This is a genomic window from Sphingomonas kyeonggiensis, from assembly GCF_030812785.1.
Lineage (GTDB): Bacteria > Pseudomonadota > Alphaproteobacteria > Sphingomonadales > Sphingomonadaceae > Sphingomonas > Sphingomonas kyeonggiensis_B.
In genome coordinates this window covers 1,448,926-1,473,800 of sequence record NZ_JAUSTJ010000001.1, presented here as the reverse complement: position 1 = coordinate 1,473,800, position 24,875 = coordinate 1,448,926, and the positions used below count along the sequence as shown (strand labels likewise).

Annotated in this window: 22 protein-coding genes; 6 read left to right on the top strand and 16 right to left on the bottom strand. The window is 68.2% G+C overall.

The window, feature by feature from the left end; genetic code table 11:
• Positions 1-249: 249 nt before the first annotated feature.
• The 6 genes from J2W22_RS07290 to J2W22_RS07265 all read right to left on the bottom strand — a co-directional run bounded on the left by J2W22_RS07290 (position 250) and on the right by J2W22_RS07265 (position 8,818).
• Entirely contained in the window at positions 250-1,395 is a 1,146-nt protein-coding gene (locus J2W22_RS07290) for an alkaline phosphatase (RefSeq protein ID WP_307117587.1), read from the bottom strand.
• A 66-nt stretch (positions 1,396-1,461) separates the two neighbouring features.
• Positions 1,462-2,709, bottom strand: coding sequence for a hypothetical protein (locus tag J2W22_RS07285; RefSeq protein WP_307117586.1), 1,248 nt, complete (start codon positions 2,707-2,709; stop codon positions 1,462-1,464).
• 102 nt (positions 2,710-2,811) lie between these two features.
• Positions 2,812-5,802, bottom strand: coding sequence for a TonB-dependent receptor (locus J2W22_RS07280; RefSeq protein ID WP_307117585.1), 2,991 nt, complete (start codon positions 5,800-5,802; stop codon positions 2,812-2,814).
• Between the two features lie 125 nt (positions 5,803-5,927).
• On the bottom strand, positions 5,928-7,004 hold the full coding sequence (locus J2W22_RS07275; RefSeq protein WP_307117584.1) for a FecR family protein: 1,077 nt from the start codon (positions 7,002-7,004) through the stop codon (positions 5,928-5,930).
• Positions 6,940-7,527: an RNA polymerase sigma factor gene (locus J2W22_RS07270; RefSeq protein WP_307117583.1), complete on the bottom strand. Its 588-nt coding sequence runs from the start codon at positions 7,525-7,527 to the stop codon at positions 6,940-6,942. Before J2W22_RS07270 ends, J2W22_RS07275 begins: the two co-directional genes overlap by 65 nt.
• A 178-nt stretch (positions 7,528-7,705) precedes the next feature.
• Positions 7,706-8,818: an NADH:flavin oxidoreductase gene (locus J2W22_RS07265; RefSeq protein ID WP_307117582.1), complete on the bottom strand. Its 1,113-nt coding sequence runs from the start codon at positions 8,816-8,818 to the stop codon at positions 7,706-7,708.
• A gap of 99 nt (positions 8,819-8,917) precedes the next feature.
• Between J2W22_RS07265 and J2W22_RS07260 the strand changes: the two genes are divergently transcribed.
• Entirely contained in the window at positions 8,918-9,289 is a 372-nt protein-coding gene (locus J2W22_RS07260; protein ID WP_307117581.1) for a winged helix-turn-helix transcriptional regulator, read from the top strand.
• 29 nt (positions 9,290-9,318) lie between these two features.
• On the opposite strand, the gene J2W22_RS07255 is transcribed toward J2W22_RS07260, so the two are convergent.
• Positions 9,319-10,866 (bottom strand): DHA2 family efflux MFS transporter permease subunit, encoded by a 1,548-nt coding sequence (locus J2W22_RS07255; RefSeq protein WP_307117580.1) that lies wholly within the window; start codon positions 10,864-10,866, stop codon positions 9,319-9,321.
• Positions 10,867-10,931: 65 nt separating this feature from the next.
• Between J2W22_RS07255 and J2W22_RS07250 the strand changes: the two genes are divergently transcribed.
• The 3 genes from J2W22_RS07250 to J2W22_RS07240 are packed head-to-tail and all read left to right on the top strand — an operon-like array spanning position 10,932 to position 13,029.
• The gene (locus tag J2W22_RS07250) at positions 10,932-11,525 is read left to right on the top strand and encodes a TetR/AcrR family transcriptional regulator (RefSeq protein WP_307117579.1); all 594 of its coding nucleotides are present in this window, start codon (positions 10,932-10,934) and stop codon (positions 11,523-11,525) included.
• Positions 11,522-11,941, top strand: coding sequence for a PaaI family thioesterase (locus J2W22_RS07245; protein WP_307117578.1), 420 nt, complete (start codon positions 11,522-11,524; stop codon positions 11,939-11,941). Before J2W22_RS07250 ends, J2W22_RS07245 begins: the two co-directional genes overlap by 4 nt.
• On the top strand, positions 11,938-13,029 hold the full coding sequence (locus J2W22_RS07240; protein ID WP_307117577.1) for an HlyD family secretion protein: 1,092 nt from the start codon (positions 11,938-11,940) through the stop codon (positions 13,027-13,029). The genes J2W22_RS07245 and J2W22_RS07240 overlap by 4 nt, the downstream gene beginning before the upstream one ends.
• 17 nt (positions 13,030-13,046) lie before the next feature.
• Here J2W22_RS07240 and J2W22_RS07235 read toward each other — a convergent pair whose 3' ends face one another.
• Genes J2W22_RS07235 through J2W22_RS07225 form a run of 3 tightly spaced genes read right to left on the bottom strand, consistent with a single transcriptional unit; the run spans position 13,047 to position 17,212 of the window.
• Entirely contained in the window at positions 13,047-14,576 is a 1,530-nt protein-coding gene (locus tag J2W22_RS07235) for a DHA2 family efflux MFS transporter permease subunit (RefSeq protein WP_307117576.1), read from the bottom strand.
• A 10-nt stretch (positions 14,577-14,586) separates the two neighbouring features.
• Positions 14,587-15,750 (bottom strand): HlyD family secretion protein, encoded by a 1,164-nt coding sequence (locus tag J2W22_RS07230; protein WP_307117575.1) that lies wholly within the window; start codon positions 15,748-15,750, stop codon positions 14,587-14,589.
• Positions 15,743-17,212, bottom strand: coding sequence for an efflux transporter outer membrane subunit (locus J2W22_RS07225; protein ID WP_307117574.1), 1,470 nt, complete (start codon positions 17,210-17,212; stop codon positions 15,743-15,745). Before J2W22_RS07225 ends, J2W22_RS07230 begins: the two co-directional genes overlap by 8 nt.
• Before the next feature lie 89 nt (positions 17,213-17,301).
• On the opposite strand from J2W22_RS07225, the gene J2W22_RS07220 reads away from it, so the two are divergent.
• On the top strand, positions 17,302-17,931 hold the full coding sequence (locus tag J2W22_RS07220; RefSeq protein ID WP_307117573.1) for a TetR/AcrR family transcriptional regulator: 630 nt from the start codon (positions 17,302-17,304) through the stop codon (positions 17,929-17,931).
• A gap of 142 nt (positions 17,932-18,073) precedes the next feature.
• Here the strand turns inward: J2W22_RS07220 and J2W22_RS07215 are convergent, their stop codons facing one another.
• Both J2W22_RS07215 and J2W22_RS07210 read right to left on the bottom strand, forming a co-directional pair.
• Positions 18,074-18,304, bottom strand: a complete 231-nt coding sequence (locus J2W22_RS07215) for a hypothetical protein (RefSeq protein ID WP_307117572.1) — start codon at positions 18,302-18,304, stop codon at positions 18,074-18,076.
• 3 nt (positions 18,305-18,307) lie between these two features.
• Positions 18,308-19,375, bottom strand: a complete 1,068-nt coding sequence (locus J2W22_RS07210; RefSeq protein WP_307117571.1) for a Glu/Leu/Phe/Val family dehydrogenase — start codon at positions 19,373-19,375, stop codon at positions 18,308-18,310.
• Positions 19,376-19,501: 126 nt separating this feature from the next.
• On the opposite strand from J2W22_RS07210, the gene J2W22_RS07205 reads away from it, so the two are divergent.
• Positions 19,502-19,969, top strand: a complete 468-nt coding sequence (locus J2W22_RS07205; RefSeq protein WP_307117570.1) for an Lrp/AsnC family transcriptional regulator — start codon at positions 19,502-19,504, stop codon at positions 19,967-19,969.
• On the opposite strand, the gene J2W22_RS07200 is transcribed toward J2W22_RS07205, so the two are convergent.
• The 4 genes from J2W22_RS07200 to J2W22_RS07185 are packed head-to-tail and all read right to left on the bottom strand — an operon-like array spanning position 19,959 to position 24,875.
• A complete protein-coding gene (locus J2W22_RS07200) occupies positions 19,959-21,146 on the bottom strand; it encodes a dipeptidase (RefSeq protein ID WP_307117569.1) in 1,188 nt (395 codons plus the stop codon). The two genes, J2W22_RS07205 and J2W22_RS07200, sit on opposite strands and share 11 nt — an antisense overlap.
• Positions 21,143-22,717, bottom strand: coding sequence for a serine hydrolase (locus J2W22_RS07195; RefSeq protein WP_307117568.1), 1,575 nt, complete (start codon positions 22,715-22,717; stop codon positions 21,143-21,145). The genes J2W22_RS07200 and J2W22_RS07195 overlap by 4 nt, the downstream gene beginning before the upstream one ends.
• Positions 22,714-23,841 carry a YkvI family membrane protein gene (locus J2W22_RS07190; RefSeq protein ID WP_307117567.1) on the bottom strand — a complete coding sequence of 376 codons (1,128 nt, stop codon included), beginning with the start codon at positions 23,839-23,841 and terminating at the stop codon, positions 22,714-22,716. The genes J2W22_RS07195 and J2W22_RS07190 overlap by 4 nt, the downstream gene beginning before the upstream one ends.
• Positions 23,838-24,875, bottom strand: a complete 1,038-nt coding sequence (locus J2W22_RS07185) for a DUF1611 domain-containing protein (protein ID WP_307117566.1) — start codon at positions 24,873-24,875, stop codon at positions 23,838-23,840. The genes J2W22_RS07190 and J2W22_RS07185 overlap by 4 nt, the downstream gene beginning before the upstream one ends.

The following is a 24,875-nucleotide window of genomic DNA, read 5'->3' as shown; positions in this document are numbered from 1 at the left end:
GAGGTCTCGGCCGACGCATTCGTCTCCCTCGGCATGGAGACGCCGGGGGAGCCCGAAACCACATCCGCAGAGGCTAAAAAATGCTGCAGTCGCGAAAGACCGGAGTGTCAGGGAAGGATATCTCCAATCCGCACCAGGCCACCCGGCAAATGATCGGCTTGGGCGGAGGATGGCCGCAGGGCTCGCGGCTCGCCTTGGCCCGCGACACGCCGTATTGCGGCCTGCCGCGGGCTGACGGCATGCTGCGCCTCAGTCGGCTTTCCACCCGAAGGCCGACATCATGACACTGAACAGCCAGGTATTGGGGAAGAACCCCTTCACGCCCTGCGCGCCGGGCCCCATGGCAGCCGCCACGACCTCTTCGCCGGCATGCGCGCCCCTGGTGTCGGCGGCGATCACGGGCCGGCCACCCGCAGGCGATGCCAGTTGCTCCGCGAGTGGACGGTCGCGCGTGCCCGACAGCAATTTGAGATCATAGGAATGATCAGCGACGAACAGGATCAGCGTGTCCTTGCCCGCCGTGGCGCTGATCTTGCGGATCATGTCGTCCATCTCGACAGCGTGCCGCAGCCCGTCCTGGAGTCTGTCTGTGTGCATGTCCCATTCGACCATCAGGAAATAGCCCTTCCGATTGCGGCTCAGGCTGGCGATCGTCGCCTGCACTGCGGGGATCGGCGCATAGTCTTCGTCGCGGATGATCGCTGCGCGGCGGGTCTGTGGCGTCAGCATCGACGGATCCCGGCCGAACAGATAGCCGGCACGGACGAACGCCTGTTCGGTGGTCGTCCCCATCTTGGTGAATGCGGCATCGGCGGAGGCGCGATCCTTGCCGATCAGGATGTCGACGCCGTCGCCGAAGCGCGGCGCGAGGAGCTGGCGGAAGATCTCGTCCTTGTCGGTGCGCCTGGCGACATGCGCGTAGCAGGCAGCCGGCGTCGCGTCCCAGAGCGGCATGTTGGTGATCACGCCCGTGGAGAGCCCGTGCTGCTCGGCATATTCGAGGATCGTCTTCACCGGGGTGACGCCGGTCCCGTCGCCCGCGGGAACGACGGAGTTCATGCCGCTGTTCGTCTTGCGGCCGGTGACGATCGCCGTCATGCCGGCCGCGGAATCGGTCACCCAGTGATTGAGCGCTGAGGTGTCCGACAGGCCGATATGCGGCATCGACTGGATGAACAGCGATTGCGGGCGGTTATGCGCGTAGATGCCGGCGGCGCTCAGCGTCGGCAGGCCCCCGGCATCGCCGAGGAACAGGATCACGTTCCGCGCTGGCCGGGCCTGGACTGGGCTGCCCGGGCAAAGCGTCGTAGCGACCGCGACGAGCGCCACGACGGACGATCTGCCGATGAGGTGCCGGGCGACCTGCCGGCCAAGACGTCCAATCATTCGTGACATGGCTGTTTCCTTGGAAATATGTGGTTCGCGGGTTCCGAATGCTCGTGTGACCGCCTCAGGCTACAATCACGGGACGAAGGGCGTGCTCAGGATCGTGCCTGCCGCGTCGGACAGCGCCGCACCCGTGCCGGTTTCGGTGCCCAGCCCGAAATAGAAGCGGCCCTGGAACAGCGCGAAGGACCGCGCGAAGGTAGGCGCAGGGAAGCTGAGCACCACCGTTCCGGCCTTGAGATCGCGGCCGAAGCGCGTGACCGAGACGCGATACCGGTCGGGACCTTCCGCGCGCGAGGAGAGGCAATAGAGCCGCCCCTTCTCGACGAGCAGGTCCCGAGGCTGCTCGGATGCCGGCAGCTGCAGCCGCCGCGCATTGTCGGCCGAGCTTGCCGCATAAAGGCCGATCGGCAGCCATTGATGGTCGTTATGCTGCCAGCCGCCGATATAGGCGGTTTCCTTGCCGAGCCTGGCCCAGCGCTCGACCAGCCCGACCTGGGCGCCGGTGGCGGGCGTGTCCGGGAACAGGGCGGACGAATGGCCCAAGGCGAGCGGTTGGAAGCCGTTCTGCGCCGGGTCGAAGCGGAAGAGCGTCGCCATGCGCGGATGGGGATCGTCTTGGACGCTTCCCAGCGGCGCGGACGTGCTCGCATAGAGCGAGTCGCCGATCTCGAACAGCGTCCAGAACCGGCCGACGACCTGGGTGTCCTGACCCAGCACCTTTGTGGCCCTGCCCAGCGGGACCAGCGACTGGGCCAGGGCGGGGTTGGGGATCAGCGCCGCGGGCTGCCAGCTGGCGGCCTCGTCTTCGGATATCCATGCGGAAAGCGGCTGGCCATAGGCGCCGCCGACGGCGACCAGCCGCCCGGCATGGTGACGGATGTCATAGACGTGGATGCCGCGGGGGATGTTGCGCAGCTTGGTCCATGCGCCGCCGGCCAGCCGATACAGATTGCCATAGGACCAGTCGTCGCGGGGATCGTGGCCGGGAACGTAGAGGACATCGCCCGCCTGGTAGAAGCGCGCGACCTGCTCGTCGTTGACGGTATATTCCTCGGTGAACTTCCTCCCGTCATAGGACAGGATCGGAACCGGCCCGGCATTGGACGAGGGCCCGAAGTTCGAGCTGTTCCCCGCGCCCAGGAACAAGCGGCCGCCGAAGACCTGCATCGCCCAGATGTTCCGGGCATAGGGGCCATCGGGCCAGCGCTGCAGGAAGGGCGTGCCGACCAGATCGGGCTTCACCTCGCGTTCGGCGGCGATCGCCCGCAATGGGACGAAAGGGGACAGCGTCGCGGCAAGCATGAACTCTCTGCGCTTCATCGATATGCTCCGGATTCTCGGGGAAATTCCTGGTGGTGCCCGGCGTGCGGGCAGCGGCGCCCTTCCCGATCGCCTCGGGAAGGACGCCTGCCCGTCCGCGGCCTAAAGCTCGAACCGGATGCCGGCGCGGAAGGCGCGGCCGGTGTCGGAATAGGTGCGGTTGTACCCGAACTGCGCCGAGCTGAACCCCGGCCCGTCGGCCGACGGAATCGGCGAGCGGTTGGCGATATTGGTCATGACGAAGAAGCCCTCGACGCCCTTGGCGATGGCATGGCTCACCGAGCCATCGATATAGAAGGCGCCGTCGACACGATTGATGTTGATCGTGTTGTTCCCGCCCGGGCAATTGGCGGTGCATTCGATGAAGGTGGCATCGCGGACGCCCGCACTGATCCCGCGCCCGGTCAGCGACACGTCGAACGATCCCGTGTGATAGGCAAGGTCGATCAGATAGCGATAGCGCGGCGCGCCGCCTTCCCGCAGGCTGGAATTGAAGATGCCGGTGATACCGCTCTCGCTACCATTTTTGAGGTTGAGGGTGCCGAGCGCCCGGATCGAGAGGCTCCCGGACCCCAGCGACGCAGCGATATCGGACATGCGCACCCGATAGCTCGCCTCGAAATCGATGCCGCGCGCCCAGAACAGGTCGAGGTTCACCGGCCGGACATAGATGTATTTGATCTTGCCGTCGCCGCCGCGGACGATGTTGTCGCACAGGTCCTGGTCGCCCTTGAAGCACTGGTCGACGGTCGAGCTGCTCGATGCGGTGGTGATCGCATCGCGGATCTTCACGTCCCAATAGTCCGCCGACAGCGACAGGCCGCGAATGGCCCGCGGCGTGACCACGGCACCGAAGGTGATCGTATCGGCCCTCTCCGGACGGATGGTCGGATTGCCGGTGGTGACCTGCTGGACGGTATAGGTCTGTCCGCCGAGGAACGGATCGGACGCAACGGCGGACCCCGTCGAGCCGGCGGCGAACAGTTCGGACAGATTGCCCGCACGGATATCGCGCGACCGGGTGAAGCGGATCTTCACATCGTCGATCGGCGCGAAGGTGAGGCCCGTCTTCCAGGTCGTGACGAAGCCGGAGGAGCTGTAGTCGGTAGCGCGCACCGCGCCATTGAAGTCGAGCGACTTGAAGAACATGTCCTTGAGAAGCGGAACGACGACCTCCGCGAACCCTTCCTTCACGTTCACCGAGCCGTGGATCGGCTTGTAGTTCGCGTTGCCGAAGCCGTCGGCCAGGCCGATGGGATTGGCGGTGCCCTCCGCTGAATCCCGGCGATATTCGACGCCGGTGGCGATCGAGACCGGGCCGGCCCAGGTCGAGAAGGGCTCGCCGCGCAGCGTGCCGGCGAAACCGTCCTGATGGATCGTCTGGCGGACCCAGTCGGTGCTCATGAAATACTGGATGCTGGTGCTGCTGTTCACGCCGACGCCGAACGGATTATAGGGCGCGCATCCATTGGTGGGATCGGTGAGCGTCGAGCGGCAGACGATCGTGCCATTGGGGCCGCGGACCGCATCGAGCGCCTTGGTGAAGTTGGCGCTGATCGGCACCAGCACGTCCTGGCCGATCTTGCTGATGCTGCGATAGCCCGACACCTCCCAGGTGAAATCGGTCCCGAACAGGCCGACCGACCCGTTGGCGCCGAGGAGATACTGGTAGAGTGAATGGTCACTGCTGTAGGTGCGCTTGCCGAGATCCGCGTTCGACGAACCGATGCTGAGCGTCGTCAGCCCAAGCTGATCCATGCGCAGCCCGATGCTCTCGGGCAGGAAGGCATTGTCGCGGCGGACGGTGTTGCCCGCGATCGTCGGCGGTGCCGCCGAAGTCACGTGGGAGCGCGTGAAGAGGAACTGACCGAACAGCTGGACGCGGTCGCTCACATCGAAGCTGACGCGGGCAAAGGCGCTCTGGCGCGAATTGGCGTTCAGGAACGACTGGGTGTTCTTCGACCAGTCGGTATATTGCCAGTCGCCGCCGACGAAGGTGTCCGAGGTGAGCAGCGTGCCGTAGTTGAGCTGCCCCGGCGTGCCGTTCTGGCCGAAATAGACGCCGCGCAAAGGCCCCGAGGTGACGACGCCGCCCGGGGTGATCGATGCATAGCCGACATGCTCTAGCGAGAGATATCTGGGCTGGCCGTTGGTCGCCGTCCAGTTCGGATTGGCGAAGGTCCGATAGCCGGTATACCAGTCGCGGGGCAGGCCATCGATGCCCTCGATATAGGAATGCTCGGCGCTAACCAGCAGGTGGCCACGATCGCCGGCGAACCTGGCGCCGGCACCCAGGGACAGCGTATAGTTCTTGCGGTCGCCCTCGGTGGTGGCGCCACCTTGGATCTTGCCCCGAACGCCGGTGAAATCCTTGTCGAGGACGAAGTTGACGACGCCGGCATCGGCATCGGAGCCCCATGCCGCCGAGGCGCCGCCGGTCACCACGTCGACCCGCTTGATGAAGGCGTTGGGAATGACGTTGATGTCGACGATCGAGCCGTTGACCGTGGCAGCGGGCAGGCGCCGGCCGTCCAGCAGCACCAGCGTCCGGCTCGAGCCGAGGTTGCGCAGGTTCAGCGAATTGACGCCGGTATAGCCCGAGCTGGTGGTGCCCGTATTCTGCGCGGGGGAATTGCCCGCGGCGACGCCCGGCAGCAGCGTGACGACATCGGCGATATTCTCCGGCGCCTTGCGGCGGATCTCCTCCTCGCCGAGCACGGTCGTCGGCGTCGGCGCGTCATAGCCGTTGCGGATGATGCGGGTGCCGGTGACCTGGATATCCTCGGCGGGCGCTTCCGTGGCCGCGGTCTGATCGGGCGACACCCCCAGGATCGCGATACCCTTGTCGAAGGAGCGGACGATCAGGCCGGTCCGCGCGAGCAGCCGGTCGAGCGCCTCGCGCGTCTCGAGATCCCCCTGGACGGCGTTGGTGGTGCGGCCATCGGTATCGCGCCCCGCGACGATCACCCGGATGCCGGCCTGGCGGGCAAAGGCGAGAACCGCGCTCGATGCGGACTGTGCCGGGATGTTGAAGCTGCGGGTCTGCGCCTGGGCCATGGCAGGTATGGCGATCGCCGTGGCGACCGCCGCCATGGAAACAACGGATCGATGTAAGTGAGCGTTCATCATAGTTCCCCGACGCTTGATGCGTTCAAAGCGAATGACGGGGGATTTTTCGATTTCGGTCCGAAATGGAAAATTAATTTCTAGTGGCAGTTTTATTTAGGTTTTATTACAATAATTCTTCCACTGCGCTCGACCTTCCCGCCGGACAACGCCGCGGCTGCTTGCGCGAATTCCTCGACATCGTTCGCACCAAACAAGCCGACGATCCGCGTATCGGCGATTTCCGGATCGGCAATGACGATCTTGATGCTGTTGACGCGGTTGAAGCGGGCCACGGCCGATTTGATCGGCACATTGTCGAGCGAGATCTGGGCGAGATCGGGGGGTGGCAGCGCGGGCCTGGCGACCGTCCTGGAGGCCGCCGGCTGCGGCTGCCCCAGGTCGAGCGTCACTGCATCGCCGGCGTGCAGCAACACGGCCTGATCCCGCTCGTCGCGCGACCAGACCAGCACGCTGCCCTGCTTCACCTTCACCGTGCCGCCGGTCGCGCCGACCCGGGCGACCGAATAGACGGTGCCCGTCGCCTGCGCGAACACCTCGCCGGATCGGACGACGAAGGGGCGTGCCTTATCCTTCGCCACCCGGAACAGCGCCTCCCCATTGAGCAGGATCACATTGCGGAAATTGGCGGAGAGATGGACCTCGATTTTCGCGTGATGCCGCAAGGTAGCCATCGAGCCGTCCTGAAGCATCACTACCTCTTCGGCGCTGGCAGGTTCGACAAGCTTGAAGGGGCCGAAAACCGGCACGCCGGCGGTCACCAGCACCGCGACGGACGCGGCCAGCGCTGAGCCGATCGCGGCGGCGCGTCCGCCCCATCGGATCAGGCCTCTGCGCGGACGCGCATGGTCGCCGGCAGCGTGGCCGCCGCTGTTGCCGCTGTCGAACACGGAGGCTGTCCGGGCCGCCACGGGCGATGCCGGAGCCGCCGGCGCGCCGACGACCGCACCTTCCATCACATGCATCGCCGCGCGGACGCGCACGAACGCGCCCCGATGGCGCGGATCGGCCGCCAGCCAGGCATCCAGCGTCGCCCGGCGTTCCGGCAACATGTCGCCATAGCCAGCCTCGACCGCCCAATGCGCGGCCTGGTCGTCGATGCTGTTAGAGAGACCGGGAGGTATCAACCGCTTCTGCCTTTTGTTCCATAGTCTCCCGCGCGTCGCCACTCATCTCGGCGTCCTGGGCCGCCAGCCGCTGGAGGACCTTCTGCACGCCGCGCACAAGATGATTCCGTACGACATCCTCGCTCACGCCCAGGCGCTCCGCCGTCTCTCTTTGCGATACGCCTTCTATCCGTCGCAGCTCGATCGCCTTCCGGGCGGTATCGGACAATTCCGACAGCACCCCGTTCACTCGCTCGATTTCCTGCGCCGCTGCTATCGTTCGATCTGCCAGTGGCGCACTATCCATGACGTTCAACCATTCGATTTCGGTCATCGACGTGAAATTAATTACGCCGGAACGACGCATGATGTCCGCGGCCACCGTTTGGGCGGTCCGATAGAAATAGGCCATCGGGCTGCGGATATGATCGACGGAACCCAGGCTAGCGATCCGGCAATAGGCTTCCTGGATAACGTCGTTCGGATCGAGGACATGCCCCCAGCGGCGGGCAAGCCAGCTACGCACTCCCCGCTCATGCGGGAGGATTTCCCTGCCGATCCAGGCTGAGACGAGATCCTCATCCATTCGATATCAGCCGCTCGTGACCCACGGGATTGCCGCCGGCCGAATCGGCGAAGGCATGGAGGCGCCTCTCAAAGACGCCTGGCATGACATGTTGATGACCGCGGACGCGATCGGACGGCGGAGCAGGGAGCCGCCTGTGTTGGCGGAGCGACTATGGAGCCGCCCCGCCCCTTTCGGCTCAAACCAGCTCGGCGAGCACCGAGCGATCGAATCCCTTCAGGCTGCCGGTATCGTCGGTGCGGATCTTCTCGACCCAGTTCGGGTCGCTGATCAGCGCGCGGCCGACGGCGATCAGGTCGAACTCGTCGCGCTCCATCCGCGCGATCAGCTTCTCGATCCCCGCGCTGGTCGAGGCCTCGCCGCCGAACGCCGCGATGAACTCGCCCGACAGGCCGACCGAGCCGACGCTGATCGTCGCGGCGCCGGTGAGCTTCTTCGCCCAGCCGGCGAAATTCAGCCCTTCCTCGCCGTCAATCTCCGGGAACTCGGGCTCCCAGAAGCGCCGCTGCGAGCAGTGGAGGATATCGACGCCGGCCTCGACCAGCGGCTGCAGCCAGTCTTCCATCAGCTGCGGCGTCTCGGCGAGGCGCGCGGCGAAGTCCTGCTGCTTCCACTGGCTGACGCGCAGCGCGAGCGGATAATCGGGGCCGACCGCCGCACGCACCGCCGCGATCACCTCGCCGGCGAAGCGCGCGCGCTCGCGGATCGAGGCGCCGCCATAGCGATCGGCACGCTCGTTGGTGCCCGACCAGAAGAACTGGTCGATCAGATAGCCATGCGCACCATGCAGCTCGACCAGGTCGAAGCCGAGGCGCTTAGCGTCGGCCGCGGCGCGGGCGAAGGCGGCGACGGTGTCGGCGATCGCCTCCTCGTTCATCACCTCGCCGCGCGGCGTACCCGGACCGAGCAGGCCGGAGGGGCTCTCGACCGGGCTCTCCGGTTCCCAGCCGCCCTGGCTGCGGGTCGAGCCGGTGTGCCAGATCTGCGGGCCCATCTTGCCTCCGGCGCCGTGCACCGCGTCGATCACGCCCTGCCAGCCGGCCAGCGCCCGCTCGCCATGGAAGAAGGGGATTCCGGCTTCGTTGCGCGATGCCGGGCGGTCGATCACCGTGCCCTCGGACAGGATCAGGCCGACGCCGCCTTCGGCCCGGCGGCGATAATAGGCTGCGTTCGGTTCGCCGGGGATACCTTCGGGCGCGAAACTGCGGGTCATGGGGGCCATGACGATACGGTTCTCGAGGCGGAGGCTGCCAAGTTCGAAGGGGCGGAACAGGGTATCGCTGTCGGGCATGGGGCGTGAAATCCATGTTGGTTGGACGAGACTAGGTATATGATGTAAACTTGGGCGCAAGAACGCACCTGCAATCGCCCAGGTATATCGGAGGATACTTTGCCCATCTGCGATCCCACCCGCTTCTCGGCCGAATGCCCGAGCCGGAAGCTGCTCGACCAGATCGCCGACAAATGGTCGATGATGGTGCTCGCGGTGCTGGATGGCGGGCCGCTGCGGTTCAATATGATCAAGCGCCACCTTGAGGGCGTGACCCAGAAGGCGCTGACCCAGTGCCTCCGCCGGCTGGAGCGCAACGGGATCATCCTGCGCCGCGTGCTGCCGCTGTCGCCGGTGGCGGTGGAATATGAGATCACCCCGCTAGGCCGCTCGCTCCAGGGGCCGTTCAAGGCGCTGCACGTCTGGACGTTCGAGCATCTCGCGATGGTCGAGGAGGCACGCCAGGCATTCGACGCGCGGGCGGCGGCTTAGGTTTCCCTCTCCCCCTCCGGGGAGAGGGCTCAAGAGACCTTCGGCCGCCGGCAGAACGGCACCAGCACCAGCGCGGCGAGGAACAGGAAGGCCATGACCCGGAACACGTCGTTGAAGGCAAGCGTCATCGCCTCGCGCTGGACCAGCCGGCCCGCCACGCCCTGCGCCATCAGCAGCGCCTCGGCACTGTCGGGCGTGTAGCTGCGGGCATAGGCGGCGAGGTTCTCGATCAGTTCGCCGCTGGTGCGGCCCGCCACGCCCAGCGCCTCGCCCAGGCGCAGCATGTGGAGCCGGGCATTGTCCTGCAGCCAGGTGTTGACCAGCGCGATGCCGATCGCCCCGCCCAGGTTGCGCATCAGGTTGAACAGGCCCGAGGCGTAGCGCAGCTCGGGCCCCTCGAACCCGGCCAGCGCCAGGTTCACGCTCGGCACGATGCACAGCATGATCGCGAAGCTGCGCACCGCCTGCGGCCAGAGCAGCGCGTGGAACCCCCATTCGGGCGTCATGAAGCTGAACAGCCACAGCCCCGCGGCGAAGAGGCTCAGCCCGAAGGTTATCATGATCCGCGGATCGAGCCGCTGCGACAGGCCTGCCGCGATCGGCACCCCCAGCATCTGGACCACCCCGGCGATGAACACCGTCGTGCCGATCTCCGCCGCGTTGTAGCCGCGCACCGTGCCGAGGAAGACGGGGACGAGGTAGGTCGCCGAATAGATGCCGAAGCCGATCACCAGGTTGAACACGCAGGCGAAGACGAAGGTCGGCTTGCGGAAGGGCGACAGGTTGACGATCGGGTTCTCGGAGCGGAACGAGCGCTCGAGGAACAGCAGGAGTGCCACGAAGCTCAGCCAGGCGCCGGTGGCGATGGCGCGGTCCTGGAACCAGTCGTTCCGCGGGCCCTCCTCCAGCACATATTCGAGGCCGCCCAGGAATACCGCCATGGCGGCGAGGTGCATCCAGTCGATCCGCCGGAGCATCGCCAGATTGGGCAGGTCGACCCGGATGCAGAACAGGGCGAGCGCGGTCACCGCGGCGCCGGGCAGGATGTTGACGTAGAAGATCCAGCGCCAGCCGGCGGCATCGGTGATCCAGCCGCCCAGCGTCGGCCCCAGGGTCGGCGCGAGGACGGACACCATGCCGAGGATCGCCGGGATCATCGCACGCTGCTTGCCGGTGAACATCGCAAAGCCGGTGGCGAACACGGTGGGCACCATCGCCCCGCCGACGAACCCCTGAAGCGCACGGAAGGCAATCATCGACTCGATGCTCCACGCCAGGCCGCACAGCGCGCTCGCCAGAGTGAACAGTCCGGCGGAGAGCGCGAACAGCCATCGCGTCGACAGCGCCTGGGCGAGGAAGGCGGCGAAGGGGATCATCACCAGCTCGGCCATCAGATAGGCGGTCTGCACCCAGCTGATCTCGTCCGAGCTCGCCGACAGCCCGGCGCGCACCTCGTTGAGCGAGGCGGCGACGATCTGGATGTCGATCAGCGCCATGAACTGGCCGAACGCCATCACGCCGAAGATCAGGAACTTGCGGCTGTCGGGCAGCGCCTGGGGATCGATCGTCTGCGCCATCCGGGCCTCTTGAACGGGTGTGAGGATCATTATATGATAGTCGTAATATAAAACAAGGATGCGCAATGCGCTACGATGCCGAGCACCGCGGGAAGACGCGGGAGAAGATCCTGAAGGAAGCCGCTTCGGCGATCCGCGCCAGGGGGCCGGAAGGCGTCGGCGTGGCCGCGCTGATGAAGCAGGCCGGGCTGACCCATGGCGGCTTCTATGCGCATTTCGGATCGAAGGACGCGCTGGTCGCCGAGGCGATCGGAGTGATGTTCGAGGAGGCCCGCAACCGCTTCGACCGCGACCAGGCGAAGACCGACCCGCGCGCGGCGCTCGACAAGTATGTCGGCTTCTACCTCTCCCCCCGGCACCGTGATGCGCGCGGCCGCGGCTGCCCGGTGGCGGCGCTTTCGGGCGACATGGCGCGGCTCGAGCCCGAGGCGCGCACCCGCTTCGGCCAGGGCATCGCCGCGCTGTCCGGCTGGCTGGGCGAGACGCTGGAGCGGCATGGCGTCGCCGATGCGCAGCTGGCCGGCCGCTCGATGCTGTCCGAACTGGCCGGCGCGCTGCTGCTGTCCCGCGCCGTGGCCGACCCCGCCGAGTCCGACGCGATCCTCGCCGATTCCGCCGCTGCGATCCGCACGCGCTACAGGCTGGAAGCCGCACAATGACCGGGCTGGAACAGGTGCAGGCGCTGCTCGCCGCCGGCAAGCAGCCGCCGATCGGCGAGACGCTCGCCTTCGCGCTGGTCGAGGTCGCCAGGGGCCATGCGGTATTCGAGGGCGTGCCAGACCGGCGCGCCTACAACCCGCTCGGCACGATCCATGGCGGCTATGCCGCAACCCTGCTCGATTCGGCCTGCGGCATCGCCACCCACAGCGCGCTGGCGGAGGGGCAGAGCTACACCACGCTCGAGCTCAAGATCGCCTATCACCGCGCGATGACCGAGAATACCGGCCCGGTCCGCGCGACCGGCACGGTCCTGTCGATCGGCCGCCGGGTCGCCTTTGCCGAGGCGAAGCTCGTCGATGCCGAGGGCCGGCTGCTCGCCTCCGCCACCTCCACCCTGCTGGTGATCAGCCAATGAGCGAGCAGGCCGAGACCGGCAAGCGGCGCAAGCTGCCCAAGGCTGCCCTTGCCGGCGGCGTCGCCGTGCTGCTCGCCGCCAGCGGCGCGCTGTGGATCACCAGCCCGGCATCGAGCGAGACCACCGACAACGCCTATCTGCGCGCCGACAGCACGATCGTCTCGGCGCGGATCGGCGGGCAGATCGCCGAGCTGCTGGTCCGCGATAACCAGGAAGTGAAGGCAGGCGACCCACTGGTTCGGATCGAGGACCGCGAGTTCGCCGCCCGGCTCGATGCCGCGCGCGCTGCGGTGCGCGACGCCGATGCCGCAGTCGCCGCCGCACTCGCCGCGATCAAGTCGCATGGCGCCGAGACAAGGCTGGCGAGCGCGGACGTCGCGGTGGTGCGGACCGCGATCGCCTCGACCTCGGCCGAGCTTCAGCGCGCCGAGGCCGATGATGCCCGCTACCAGGCCTTGCTCGCCCAGGGCTTCGCCACCCGCCGCGATGCCGAGCGCATCCACGCGGCGCTGCTCGACGCGCGGGCCAAGGCGCGCCAGAGCGGCGCCAGCCTCGCCGCTTCGCAGGACAAGGCGGGGGTGACGATCGCGCAGAAGGACAGCCTGCTCGCCGCGCTGGAAAGTGCCCGGGCCGGCGCCGAGCGCGCCCGCGCCGCGCTGCGCCTCGCCGAGCAGGACGAGAGCTACACTTTGGTCCGCGCGCCGGTGGGCGGCGTGGTCGGCAATCGCCGCGCCCAGCCCGGCGACTTCGTCCAGCCCGGCACGCGGCTGCTGACCCTGGTGCCCAGCCGCCAGCTCTATGTCGTCGCCAATTTCAAGGAGACCCAGACCGCGCGCATGCTCGCCGGCCAGCCGGCCAGGGTGCATGTCGATGCGCTGGGCGACGCGGTGCTGACCGGCCATGTCGAGAGCTTCGCGCCGGGATCGGGATCGGAATTCACCCTGCTGCCGTTCGAGCCGGGATCGGGCAATTTCACCAAGATCGTCCAGCGCGTGCCGGTGCGCATCGCGCTCGATGCCAACCAGCCGGCGCTGTCCCGGCTGCGGCCCGGCCTGTCGACCACGGTGACGGTGCGGCTCGCGCGCTAGGCCGCGAGCCGCCGCCTTTAGTGCGCCGCCCCGGGGCCGACCGCGCGGGTCGGGCGCGGGGTCAGCCAGATGATCATCGCCGCGGCGACGAAGACGATCGCCGAGAGCAGGAAGATATGGCTCGTCGCCAGCGCGAACGCCTCCTTGTCGACCAGCTGGGCGATGGAGGCGCGCGCCTGGTCGAGCGAGAAGCCCTGCGCCGCCAGCGCATTGACGGTGCCGTCGCTGTTGAGCTTCGAGGCAAGCTCGCTGCGCGCGACCCGGGCGCTGTCGTCCCAGGCCGTGGTCGCGATCGAGGTGCCGATCGCACCCGCCATCGTCCGCAGGAAGCTCATCACGCCCGCCGCCGACGCCGTCTCCTCCGGCTTGACCGAGCCCAGCGCGAGCGTGGTCAGCGGGATGAAGAAGAAGGGCATGCCGATGCCCTGGAGCATCTGCGGGAAGGCGAGGCTCCAGAAGTCCGCCTGGCTGTTCCAGTGGACACGGAGCAGCGAGGTGAAGCCGAGCCAGAGGATGCCGAAGCAGACCAAAGCGCGCGGATCGGCCTTGGTGCTGAGCTTGGCGACGATCGGCGACATGATCACCGCCGCCACACCGGTAAAGGCAGTGGCATAGCCGGCATAGGTCGCCGTGTAGCCCATGCTGGTCTGCAGCCATTGCGGGATGATCACCGCCGAGGCGAAGAAGGTCGCGAAGGCGAAGGACAGGGATGCCACCGCCACGGTGAAGCCCCGGTGGCGGAACACCCGCAGGTCGACGATCGGCTGGTCCTCGGTCCCTTCCCAGGCAAGGAACACCAGGAAGCCGATCAGCGCGATCACGCCGAGCATCACGATGGTACCGTCGTTGAACCAGTCATGCTCGCGGCCGAGATCGAGCATGATCTGCAGCGCGCCGATCCACAGCAGCATCAGCATCAGGCCGACCCGGTCGACGCGCAGCTGGCTCGTCGGGGTCTCGACCTTCGACAGCAGGCGCATCGCACCGAAGGCGCAGAGCGCGGCGACCGGGATGTTGATGAAGAAGATCCAGTGCCACGACCAGCTGTCCGAGATGGTGCCGCCGAGGATCGGGCCGAGGATCGGCGCGACGACGGTGGTCATCGCCCAGACGCCCATCGCCTGGGCGCGCTGCTGGGGCGGGAAGATGCGCATCAGCAGCGTCTGGCTGAGCGGCATCAGCGGGCCGCCGCACAGGCCCTGGCCGATGCGGCAGGCGACCAGCATGCCGAGCGAGCTCGACAGGCCGCACAGCACCGAGAAGACGCCGAAGCCGATCATCCCGAAGGTGAAGGTGCGCACCGTGCCGAAGCGGCCGGCGAGCCAGCCGGTGAGCGGCACGCATACCGCCTCCGCCACGGCATAGGAGGTGATGATCCACGTCCCCTGGCTGCCCGAGATGCCCAGGCTGCCGGCGATGTGCGGCACGGAGACGTTGGCGATGGTGGTGTCGAGCACCACCATGAAGTTGGTGAGCGCGAGCACCACGCCCGCAAGGATCAGCGACACGCCCTTCAGCGGCGCCATTTCCTCGGCCTTGCCGTTCATGGCCCGATCCTCAGTTCTTCGAGACGTCGATCTCGGCGTCCATGGAAAGGCCGACGCGCAGCGGATGCGCGGCGAGTTCCTTCGGGTCGAGCGCGACGCGCACCGGCAGACGCTGGACCACCTTGATCCAGTTGCCGGTGGCGTTCTGCGCCGGGATCAGCGCGAAGGACGAGCCGGTGCCGCCCGACAGGCCGACGACCTTGCCGTGATACTCGACGCCGCCGCCATAGAGGTCGGACTTGAGCGTCACCGGCTGGCCGACCTTCACCTTGGTCAGCTGGCCTTCCTTGAAGTTCGCATCGACATAGAGCTGGCCGACCGGGACGATCAGCATCAGCTGCGCGCCCGGGGCGACGCGCTGGCCGACCTGGACCGCGCGGCGGGTGACGACGCCGTCGACCGGCGCGCGGATCACGGTGCGCGTCAGGTCGAGCCGGGCCTGATCGACCCTGGCCTGGGCGGCGAGCACCTCGGGTGCCGAATTGGCGGTGGTGCCGCTGATCAGCGCGTTGTTCGCGGCCAGCTCGCCGCTGGCGGCGCCGCGGGTCGAGTTGGCCTGCGCCACACCGGCGCGTGCCAGCTCCAGATTGGCCTTGGCCGAGGAGAAGGCGTTGGTCGCCGAGGTAAGCTCCTCACCCGACACCGCACCATTGGGGGCTAGGCGCTGGCGCCGGGCGAGGCCCACCCGCGCCTTCTCGTAATCCGCCTCGGCGGCGACGAGCTGGGCACGGGCTCGGGAAATAGCGGCACCGCGGGCCTGGACCTGCGCGGCGAGCGCAGCGCTCGTGGCAGAGGTCTGGCCGTACTGGCGGCGGGCCTTGGCGAGATCGGCCTCGGCCTGGGCGAGCGCGATCCGCGCATCGCTGTCGTCGAGCTGGACGAGGATATCGCCCTTCTTCACCACCTGCGTATCGGACACCGCGACGCCTGCGACCTGCGCGGCGACCATCGGCGTCACGCTGGCGGTATCGGCGCCGACATAGGCGTTGTCGGTGCTGATATAGTGACTGCCGACCAGCGCATACCAGCCGCCATAGCCGACGCCGGCGACCAGCACCGCGCCGGCGATGCCGGTCAGCAGGCGCCTGCGCAGGTTCGGCTTGGCCGGGGCTTCCGGAGCAGCGGCTTCGGGCGCGGCGTTCGCGACATGGAGATTGGGTTCGGCATCAGCCATGGGTCGAGTCCTTGGTTGCGGCGGCGGCCGCGGTGTTGGTGGAAAAGCCGCCGCCCAGCGCACGGACCAGCTGGACGTCGAGCGTGAAGGCCCGGGCCTGGAGGTCGGCGACGATCTGGCGGTTCTGCAGCACGCTCTGCTCGGCGGTCAGCACGTCGAGGAACGTCGAGAGCCCGCCTTCATAGCGCTGGCGGGCGATCGAATAGGCAGCCTCGGAGTCGCTCAGCGCCTGGCGGCTCTCGGAGAGACGGGTGACCAGGGCGTTCTTGCTGGTCACCGCATCGGCCACTTCGCGATAGGCCGTGGTGACGGTCGAATCATAGGTGGCGACCGCTTCGTCGAACCCGGCACGCGCGCCCTTGTACTGGCCGGCAAGCGCGCCGCCGCGGAAGATCGGCAGGCTGACGGCGGGGCCGACCGAGCCATAGGTCGATCCGCTCTTGAACAGGTTGCCGATGCCGAACGACTGGAAGCCGATCAGCGCGCTGAGGTTGACCGAGGGGTAGAAGTCGGCGCGCGCCACCTTGATGCGGCTGGCGGCGGCCTCGACCCGGGCGCGGGCGGCGGCGATGTCCGGCCGGCGGCCGATCAGGTCGGTGGTGACGCCGGCGGGAAGCCCGTGCGTCTCGGCCGGGCCGACGGGAAGCGCGATGGTGAGGCCGCGGTCCGGGCCCTTGCCGAGCAACGCCGCGATGCGGTTGCGGGTGAGGCCGATCGCCTCGTCGGTCGCGGCGAGATCGGCGCGGGCGGCGGGAACAGCGGCATCGGCCTGCTTCAATTCGGCGCGGGTATCGAGGCCGTTGGTGACGCGGTCGCTCACCAGCTTCTGCGTCTGGGTGCGCAGCTCGAGCGCCTTGGCCTGGACTTCGCGCTGCGCGGCGAGGCGGGCGAGATCGGCATAGGCGCTGGCGATGTTGGTCGAGAGGACAAGGCGCGACTGCTCGAGTTCGATCCGTGCGGCCTCGGCATCCGAAGTGGCGGCGGCGAGCGACGCGCGGTTCTTGCCCCACAGGTCGAGATCGAAGCTCAGATTCGCATCGACATGGCCGCTGTCGTTCCAGCCCTTGGGTACGAAGGCCGGCGGGATGCCGTTGTTGTAGCTCTGCTTGCCCTCGGTCGCGCCGGCCTGGACGCCGACCGACGGGAGCAAGGCGGCGCCGGCCTGCTGGGCATAGCCCTGGGCCGAGCGTAGCCGCGCGGCGGCAGCGGCGAGATCGGGCGAGTCGGCCAGGCCCTCGGCGATCAGGCTGCTCAGCTGGGCGTCGCCATAGGCGCTCCACCAGTCGTTCGCGGGCCAGTTCGAGGCATCGGCCCTGGCAGCCAGCGACTGGTCGGCGGCATAGGCCGTCGCCGCACGCACTTCGGGGCGGGCACCGAGGTTCGGCACTGGCGCGCAGGCGGAAAGAAGCGCGGTCCCGGCGGTCGCGGTGAGCAGCAGCGGGCGAAGAAAGAATCGAGTCATGATTTAAATACCGTACTGTCTGGTACGGCGTCGCAAATGGGCGCGACCCGGCATCTTGTCAACCCAAAATCGTACCCTATAGTACGGTTATGACAAGAATAGCGGAGAAGGCGCCCGGCAAGCGTGAGGCACGCAAGGAGGAACGCCGCGAGGCGATCCTGGCGATCGCCAAGCGCGTATTCCTCGACCAGGGCTATTCGGGCGCATCGATGTCGGCGATCTCGGCCGAGCTGGGCGGGTCCAAGGGCACGCTGTGGAGCTATTTCCCGTCCAAGGAAGAGCTGTTTGCCGCGGTGCTCGACGACGCGACCAAGGAGTATCGCGCCCAGCTCGCCGATGTGCTCAAGCCCGGCGAAGATGTCGGCGCGGCGGTGCGCCAGTTCTGCAAGGGCTTCCTCGCCAAGGTCTGCTCGCCCGACGGACTGCGACTTCACCGGCTGATCGCCTCGGAAGTCGCCCGCTTTCCCGAGATCGGCGACATCTTCTATCGCCGCGCCCCCCTGCCCACCCAGCAGATGCTGGCCGCGTTCTTCGAGCGCGCGATGGATGCGGGGCAGCTGCGCCGCGCCGAGCCGCTGTTCGCCGCCCGCGTGCTCGCCTCGCTCTGCCTCGGCGTGCAGCAGCGGATGATCTGGGGACATGCGCTATCGGCCGCCGAGCGCGACCACGAGGCCGGGGAGATGGCCGACATCTTCCTGCGCGCCTTCGCGCCGGAGTGAGGGGGTTCCGCCACCCCATCCCACCGTCACCCCGGCCTTGTGCCGGGGTCCACCGGGCGGCGGGTGCAGGGTTCGAGGCTCTAGGTCAGCGCGTGCGGCACTGTGGACCCCGGCACAAGGCCGGGGTGACGATCCTGCTGAACTACAGCAGCACCCCGTCGAGCCTGACCGCCTCGACACCTACACAGCGCAGCATCTTCTCCGCGACGATCACGCCGGGCGCGCCCTCCAGCTCAAGATCGAGCCGGACGGTCATGCCGCCATCCGTCACGCGCACCTCCATGTCAGGCGCCGCCAGATCGTGCTGCGCGGCGAGACCGACCAGCCGGCAGAGCAAGGCGGCGCTCGATTCGCCGACGATGTCGAGACGCACGGCTCAGGCAGCTTCGCGTACCGGGGCAAGCGGCGCGGCGGTGATCCGCGCCCGGGCCAGCGCGTCGGCGGCGCGGTGCGGCGCCAGTCCCTCGCGCCCGGCATGGCTCAGCACGGCGCCGAGCCGCAACCCGGTCGCGTGAACGCGCGTCGCCACCTCGTCGATGCTCCAGCCGAGATATTCGCCGGCGACGCTGATGATCCCGCCGGCATTCACGACATAGTCGGGCGCATAGAGGATGCCGCGATCGGCGAGCCGGTCGCCATCCTCGGGCGTGGCCAGCACGTTGTTGGCAGCGCCGCAGACGATGCGGGCACGCAGCCGGGCGACGCTGTCGCCGTCGATCACCCCGCCCAGCGCGCAGGGGGCGAAGATCGCGCAGCGCGCGTCGAGGATGCTGTCGCGTCCCATGATCTCGGCATCGTAGCGGCAGGCGATCTCGGCGGCGACGCCGGGGCGCGGCTCGGCGACGATCAGCCGGGCGCCCGCCTCGTGGAGCATCCCGCACAGCGCCGAGCCGACATTGCCGAGCCCCTGCACCGCGACGCGCACGCCCCTGAGCTCGCTGCCCAGCTGGCGCCGCGCCGCTTCCTCCATCGCCAGGAACACGCCGCGCGCGGTCCAGGGCGAGGGATCGCCGCCGGGCCTGCCGTCGCGCGGGGGCAGGCCGGCGACATGGCGGGTCTCGCCGCGCACCGTCTCCATGTCGGCAACGCTCGTGCCGACATCTTCGGCAGTGACATAGGCCCCCTCCAGCCGCGCCACCGCCCGGCCGAACGCAGCGAACAGCCGGCGCCGGTCGAAATCGCCCTCTGGCAGGTTGAGCACTGCCTTGCCGCCGCCGAGCGGCAGGTCGGCCATCGCGTTCTTGTAGGTCATCCCCTCGGCCAGCCGCATCGCGTCGCCGACCAGCGCGGCATGGTCGCCATAGCGCCACAGCCGGCACCCGCCCGCCGCCGGCCCGCGCCGGGTCGAGTGCAGCACGATGACCCCGTTCAGCCCGCTCTCCTCGTCGCGCAGCACGTGCACGCTCTCGGGCGGGGTGGCGGTATCGCAGACGGTGTCGACCATGGGAAAGGGCTCCTGAAATCCTGAGGTGACTCTTCCATGGATTTGCGGGAGAATGTGGCCTTGTTCGCGGCCTTTGACACAAGATCAGCATGATCTGACCTATGTTGGCCACATTGGAGGATAGATTTGCCCGCCGACCTCGACCCGTTCGAACGCAAGATCCTCCAGGTCCTCCAGGAGGACGCCTCGATGCCAACGGCGAAGCTGGGCGAGATCGTCGGCCTGTCGAGCTCGCCCTGCTGGCGCCGGGTGGACCGGCTGGAGAAGGACGGGATCATCACCCGCCGCGTCGCGCTGGTCGACCGGCAGAAGGTCGGGCTCAACGCCCACATCTTCGCCCAGATCAAGCTCAACGCCCACGGCCGCGCCAATCTCGACGAGTTCGCCGCGCAGATCCGCTCCTTCCCCGAGGTGCTCGAGGCCTATGTTCTGATGGGCGTGTTCGACTTCATGCTGCGCATCGTCGCGGCGGACATCGAGGCCTATGAGCGCTTCTTCTTCACCAAGCTCTCCAAGCTGCCCGGCGTGCAGGAGATCAACTCGACCGTCGCGCTAAGCCAGGTGAAGGCGACGACCGCGCTGCCTATTCCCTAGCCGCCTTCTGCGCTTCTCCGACGACGCGCAGGATGTTGCCGCTCCACATCTTCTCGAGGTCCGCGTCGCTGTACCCCGCCTTGCGCAGCCGCTCGGTGACCTTGGGCAGCGCCGAGATGTCGGCGATCCCCGGCAGCCCGCCGCCGCCGTCCCAGTCCGCCCCGAAGCAGACATGGTCGACGCCGGCGACTTTGATGACGTGCAGCACCATCTCCATGTAGCGCTCGAAATCGGCCTTGCCCCAGATCGGCTGGGTCTTGTCGAGCTCCCGCCATTTGCGGGCAAGCTCCACCTGCTCCTCGGGCGAAAGGTCCGAGATATGCTCGTACCGGGTGAACAGCGCCGCGCGCTCGGGCGTCATGTTCATGTTCGCCAGGAAGATCGTGCTGACGCAGATCGCCCCGCCCTTCGCCGCCAGCTTGCGGATGCGCCCGTCGTCCAGGTTGCGCGGATGGTCGAACGCCCAGCGCCCGCTGGAATGCGACAGCAGCAGTGGCGTCTTCGACAGCTCCAGCATCTGGTCGAACGTCGCGTCCGACGAATGGCTGGCGTCGATCACCATGCCCAGCCGGTTCATCTCCGCCACCCATTTGCGCCCGAGGGGAGAGAGGCCGTTCCATTTCGGCTTATCGCCCGAGCTGTCGGCGAACTGGTTGTTGGCCGCGTGCACCGGCCCGGCCAGCCGCACGCCGCGGTCGTAAAACTCCTTGAGCAGCGCGACGTCCTCGCCCAGCTCGTAGCTGTTCTCCATGCTCTTGAACGCGACCAGCCTGCCCTCGCGGTTCAGCCGCAGCGCATCGTCCGGGGTCAGCGCCCGCCCGATCTTCCCCGGAAACTTCGCCAGCGTCGAATCGATCAGGTCGGATCGCCCGCGCGCATAGGCCAGCGCATCGGCATAGCCCTTGGCCGTCAGCGGCCCCTGCTCGGTATAGATGGCGAAGAACCCGCCATCGAGCGCCCCCGCCGCCATCCGCTCCATGTCGACCTGCACCAGATCGGTCGCCGGATCATGATGCCCGTCGAAGCTCCACCCCGCCCGGGCGAAGTGCAGCGGCGTGTCGAGATGCGTGTCGAGGACGAGGAAGTCCTTGTGCGCCTTTTGCGCGGGCGCCTGGGCCACGGGCGCCGCCGCGCAGCCGGAGAGGAGCAGGGCGAGCAACGCGAGACGCTTGGTCATTTCTTGTCTTCCACCGGCCGCAGATCGAGATCGCGATAGTCATAGCTGAAGTCGGCGATCGGGCTCTCCGGCTTCATCGTCACCCGTGCCACCTTGCCATCGGCATCGAGCGCGAAGGTCACATAGGCCGGCTCGATCGCCTTGTCGTCGAAGCGGGTGACGAAGGTGTCGTACTGCCAATGGACCAGCTTGCCCGCCATGCGCGGCGTGGTCGTGAAGTCGATCCGCAGCCCATCGACACCCTGGGTCACCGCGACATCGCCGTACCAGGGATCGCGATAGGTCCCCACATAGCGTTCGAGCGGCAGCGAGGGCCCGACCTTGGCCGGCGCGGCCTTGACCGCCGAGAGCGCCGCCTTGCCGCCCTCGATCCTCGCGGTCATGAACTCACCGAACCGCTTCGGCCAGTCCTGGTCGGGTATCCCGAGATAATGGTCGACCAGCAGGTGCGCGACGCCGCGCAGCAGCGCCACGTCCTCCGAGTTCACCACCACCGCGATGCCGACATCCTGGTCGGGCAGCAGGATCACATGGGTGATCGATCCGAACACCCCGCCGCCATGCGAGATGATCCGCGCGCCCTTGTAATCCTCGACCTCCCAGCCGAGCGCATAGGTGCTGAACTTGGGGCTAAGCGGCGCGAGGCTGCCGGGGTATGGCGTCAGCGGCTGGACGGTGACGCCCTTCCACATCTCCGCGGCCTGGGCCTCGCTGAACAGCCGCCCGCCGCCCGGCAGCGCGCCGTGGCCGAGCTGGATCTTGAGCCATTGCGCCAAGTCGTTGGCGCTGAGCGCCAGCCCGCCCGCCGGCATCGCCGCCCGGCCCAGCTCCTCGCGCTCGTCGAGCACCGAATTCGGCCCGTCCCCGCGCACCGCGCCGCCGATCCGGGCATGCGGGAAGGCGCGGTCGGCGGTCGCCCAGCGCGCCTCATAGGTCGCGGTCGCCGTCGCCATGCCGCCGCGCCTGAGCACCTCGCTGGTCATGAAGTCTTCCCAGCTCTTGCCGCTGACTTCCTCGATCAGCTGGCCCGCGACCATGTAGAGGATGTTGTCGTACGCATAGCTGGAGCGGAAGCTGGTCGCCGGCTTGATGAAGGCGAGCCGTTTCACCGTCTCCTTGCGCGACAGGCTCCCGCGCGGAACGAACAGCAGGTCCCCCGCCCCCAGCCCGAGCCCGGAATGATGGACGAGCAGGTCGCGGATCGTGATCTCGCGCGTCACCCAGGGATCGTACATGCGGAACCACGGCATGTGGTCGATCACCTTGTCGTCCCAGCCGATCCTGCCCTGGTCGACCAGGATGGCGAGCGCGGCGGCGGTGAACGCCTTCCCGGTCGATCCGGTCTGGAAGATCGTGTCGGCATCCACCTTTGCCGGCTCGCCCAGCTTGCGGAATCCCCAGCCCTTGGCCAGGGTCGTCTTGCCATGCTCGACGATCGCGACGGCGATGCCCGGCGCCCCGCTCGCCTTGCGCAGCGCCTCCACCTTGGCGTCGAGCCCGCCGGGCGGATCGGCCAGCGCCGGGGTAGCGAGCGCGAGCAACGGCAGGGTGAGCAGGTGGCGCAGCTTCATGCGGCAATCTCCTGGGGAAGGGCGGGGCGCCGGAGCAGTCGTGCCAGACCGATGGTCAGCAGCGGCAGCACGAACACGGCGAGGAAGAGGTACGCGAGCAACCGGTAGCCGCTGGCGATCAGCGCGATCAGCCCGACCCGGTCTGCGACGAACATGCAGATAAGCAGCAGCACGCCGGCGATCGCGGCCCGGGCCTTTGCCCCCAGCGCCACGCCGCGCCGCCGGCGCACCACCCCCGCCACCCGCTCGTTGATCGCATGCACCGCGCCCGCCCCGCTCTCGAGCAGGGCGGCGAAGATCATCATCTGGAACGCCCAGTGGAACAGCGGCACATCGAGCTGGCGCAGCAGGAAGTCCGAAGGCAGCGTCTCTGCGCCGATTCCCGGATAGAAGGCGATCATGCAGGTGAAGAACAGGATCGCCGGCAGCATCGCCAGCGGCCCGGCGATCAGGCCCGCGATCACCGCGTCGCGCGTGCTGGTCAGGTGCCGGAGCACCGGCAGGATCACCACCGCGCCGATGATGTTGTAGCTGGCATAGGTCAGCCCGCCGCTCGCCCAGCCGCTCCACGGCGCGGGTGTCGCGAAGCCATCCGCGATGCGGTCGCCGAAGCGCCACAGGCTCAGCGCGAGGAAGATCGCATAGACGGCATAGAGCAGGAAGGAGACGTATTTGAACACGCCCTCCACCGCCGCATTGCCGAGCGTCACGGTGGCAAGAATGGCGAGCGCCAGCGCCATCGTGCCCGCGAACACCGGCCAGCCGAACATCGCCGCGCCGATCGCCCCCGCGCTTGCCCCGAACACCGCGAGGATCAGCACGACGAACAGGATGTACGCCCCCTCGAACGCGATCCAGGCGGGCCCGAGCAGGTCAGCGAAGAAGGCGCGATAGTCGAGCGCGCCGACCATCCGGGCATAGGCGAAGGTCGCCGCTGCGATCACGCTCCACAGCAGCATCGCCAGCAGCATCCCGGCCAGCCCGCCCCAGGGTCCGGCGGGCAGGAAATATTCCGCCAGCTCGCGCCCGGTCGCATAGCCGCCGCCGATGATGACGGCCTTCATCGCGAAGCCCGGCAGCAGGAAGCGCTGGAACCAGCTCGACCCTGCCGCCGGCGCGCTCATGCCAGGCAGCTTTCGACCAGTGCGTCGAAGGCGGGCCCGCCGCGCACCGGATCGGCGACGGGCAGGCCAAGGCGTTTGCTCTCCGCTTCCATCAGCGCCGCCGCCTCGGCCTCGCCGAGCGCCGAGCTGTTGAAGCTCACGCCGCCGCAGCGGATGTTCGGGTTGGTCCGCCTGCCGAGCGCGGTGGTCAGGTCGATGATCTCCTCGATCGTCGCGACCTTGTAGCCTGCCGTACCGAGCATCACGCTGCGCCCGGGCTCGTGGCAGACCACGAACACGTCCGGCTGGCTGCCGTGGAGCAGACCGAGCGAAACCGCGGCATAGGCCGGATGCGCGAGCGATCCCTGGCCCTCGATCACGTCCCAATGTCCGGGCGCTGCATCCGGCGAAAGTACCTCCGCTGCGCCCGCCTCGAAGTCGGAGATCACCGCGTCCATCGGCATGCCGCCGCCGGCGATCATGATCCCGGTCTGGCCGGTCGCGCGGAAGTCCGCATCGATCCCGCGCGCCTCGAGCGCCCGGGCGATGGCGAGCGCGGTGTATTTCTTGCCGAGCGCGCAATCGGTGCCGACGGTGAGCAGCCTCTTGCCGCTGCGCTTGCGCCCGGTGGCGACAGGGATGTCGCCCGGGGGCACGCGGATGTCGATCAGCCGCCGCCCGAGCAGCGCCGCCACCTCGGCCACCTCGGGGATGTCGGCGAGCCGGACGTGCATGCCCGATACGATGTCGAGTCCCGCCTCCAGCGCCTCGACCAGCGAGGTGCGCCAGCTCGGCGGGATCACTCCGCCCGGATTGGCGACGCCGATCACCAGCCCGCGCGCGCCCTTCGCCACCGCCTCGGCCGGCGTCAGGCGCGGCAGGCCGGTGGAGACGGTGGCGCCGCACGCATATTCGCCCACGCACTTCTCGCCGGCCCAGTCGCGCAGGCCGAACGCGGTCTTGGCGAAGCCGGGCTCGGTCGTGTCGCCGAGGAAGAGCAGATAGGGCTGCGGCAGCGCCGTGGCGGTGCCGCGCGCGGCGAAGGGCGCGTTCAT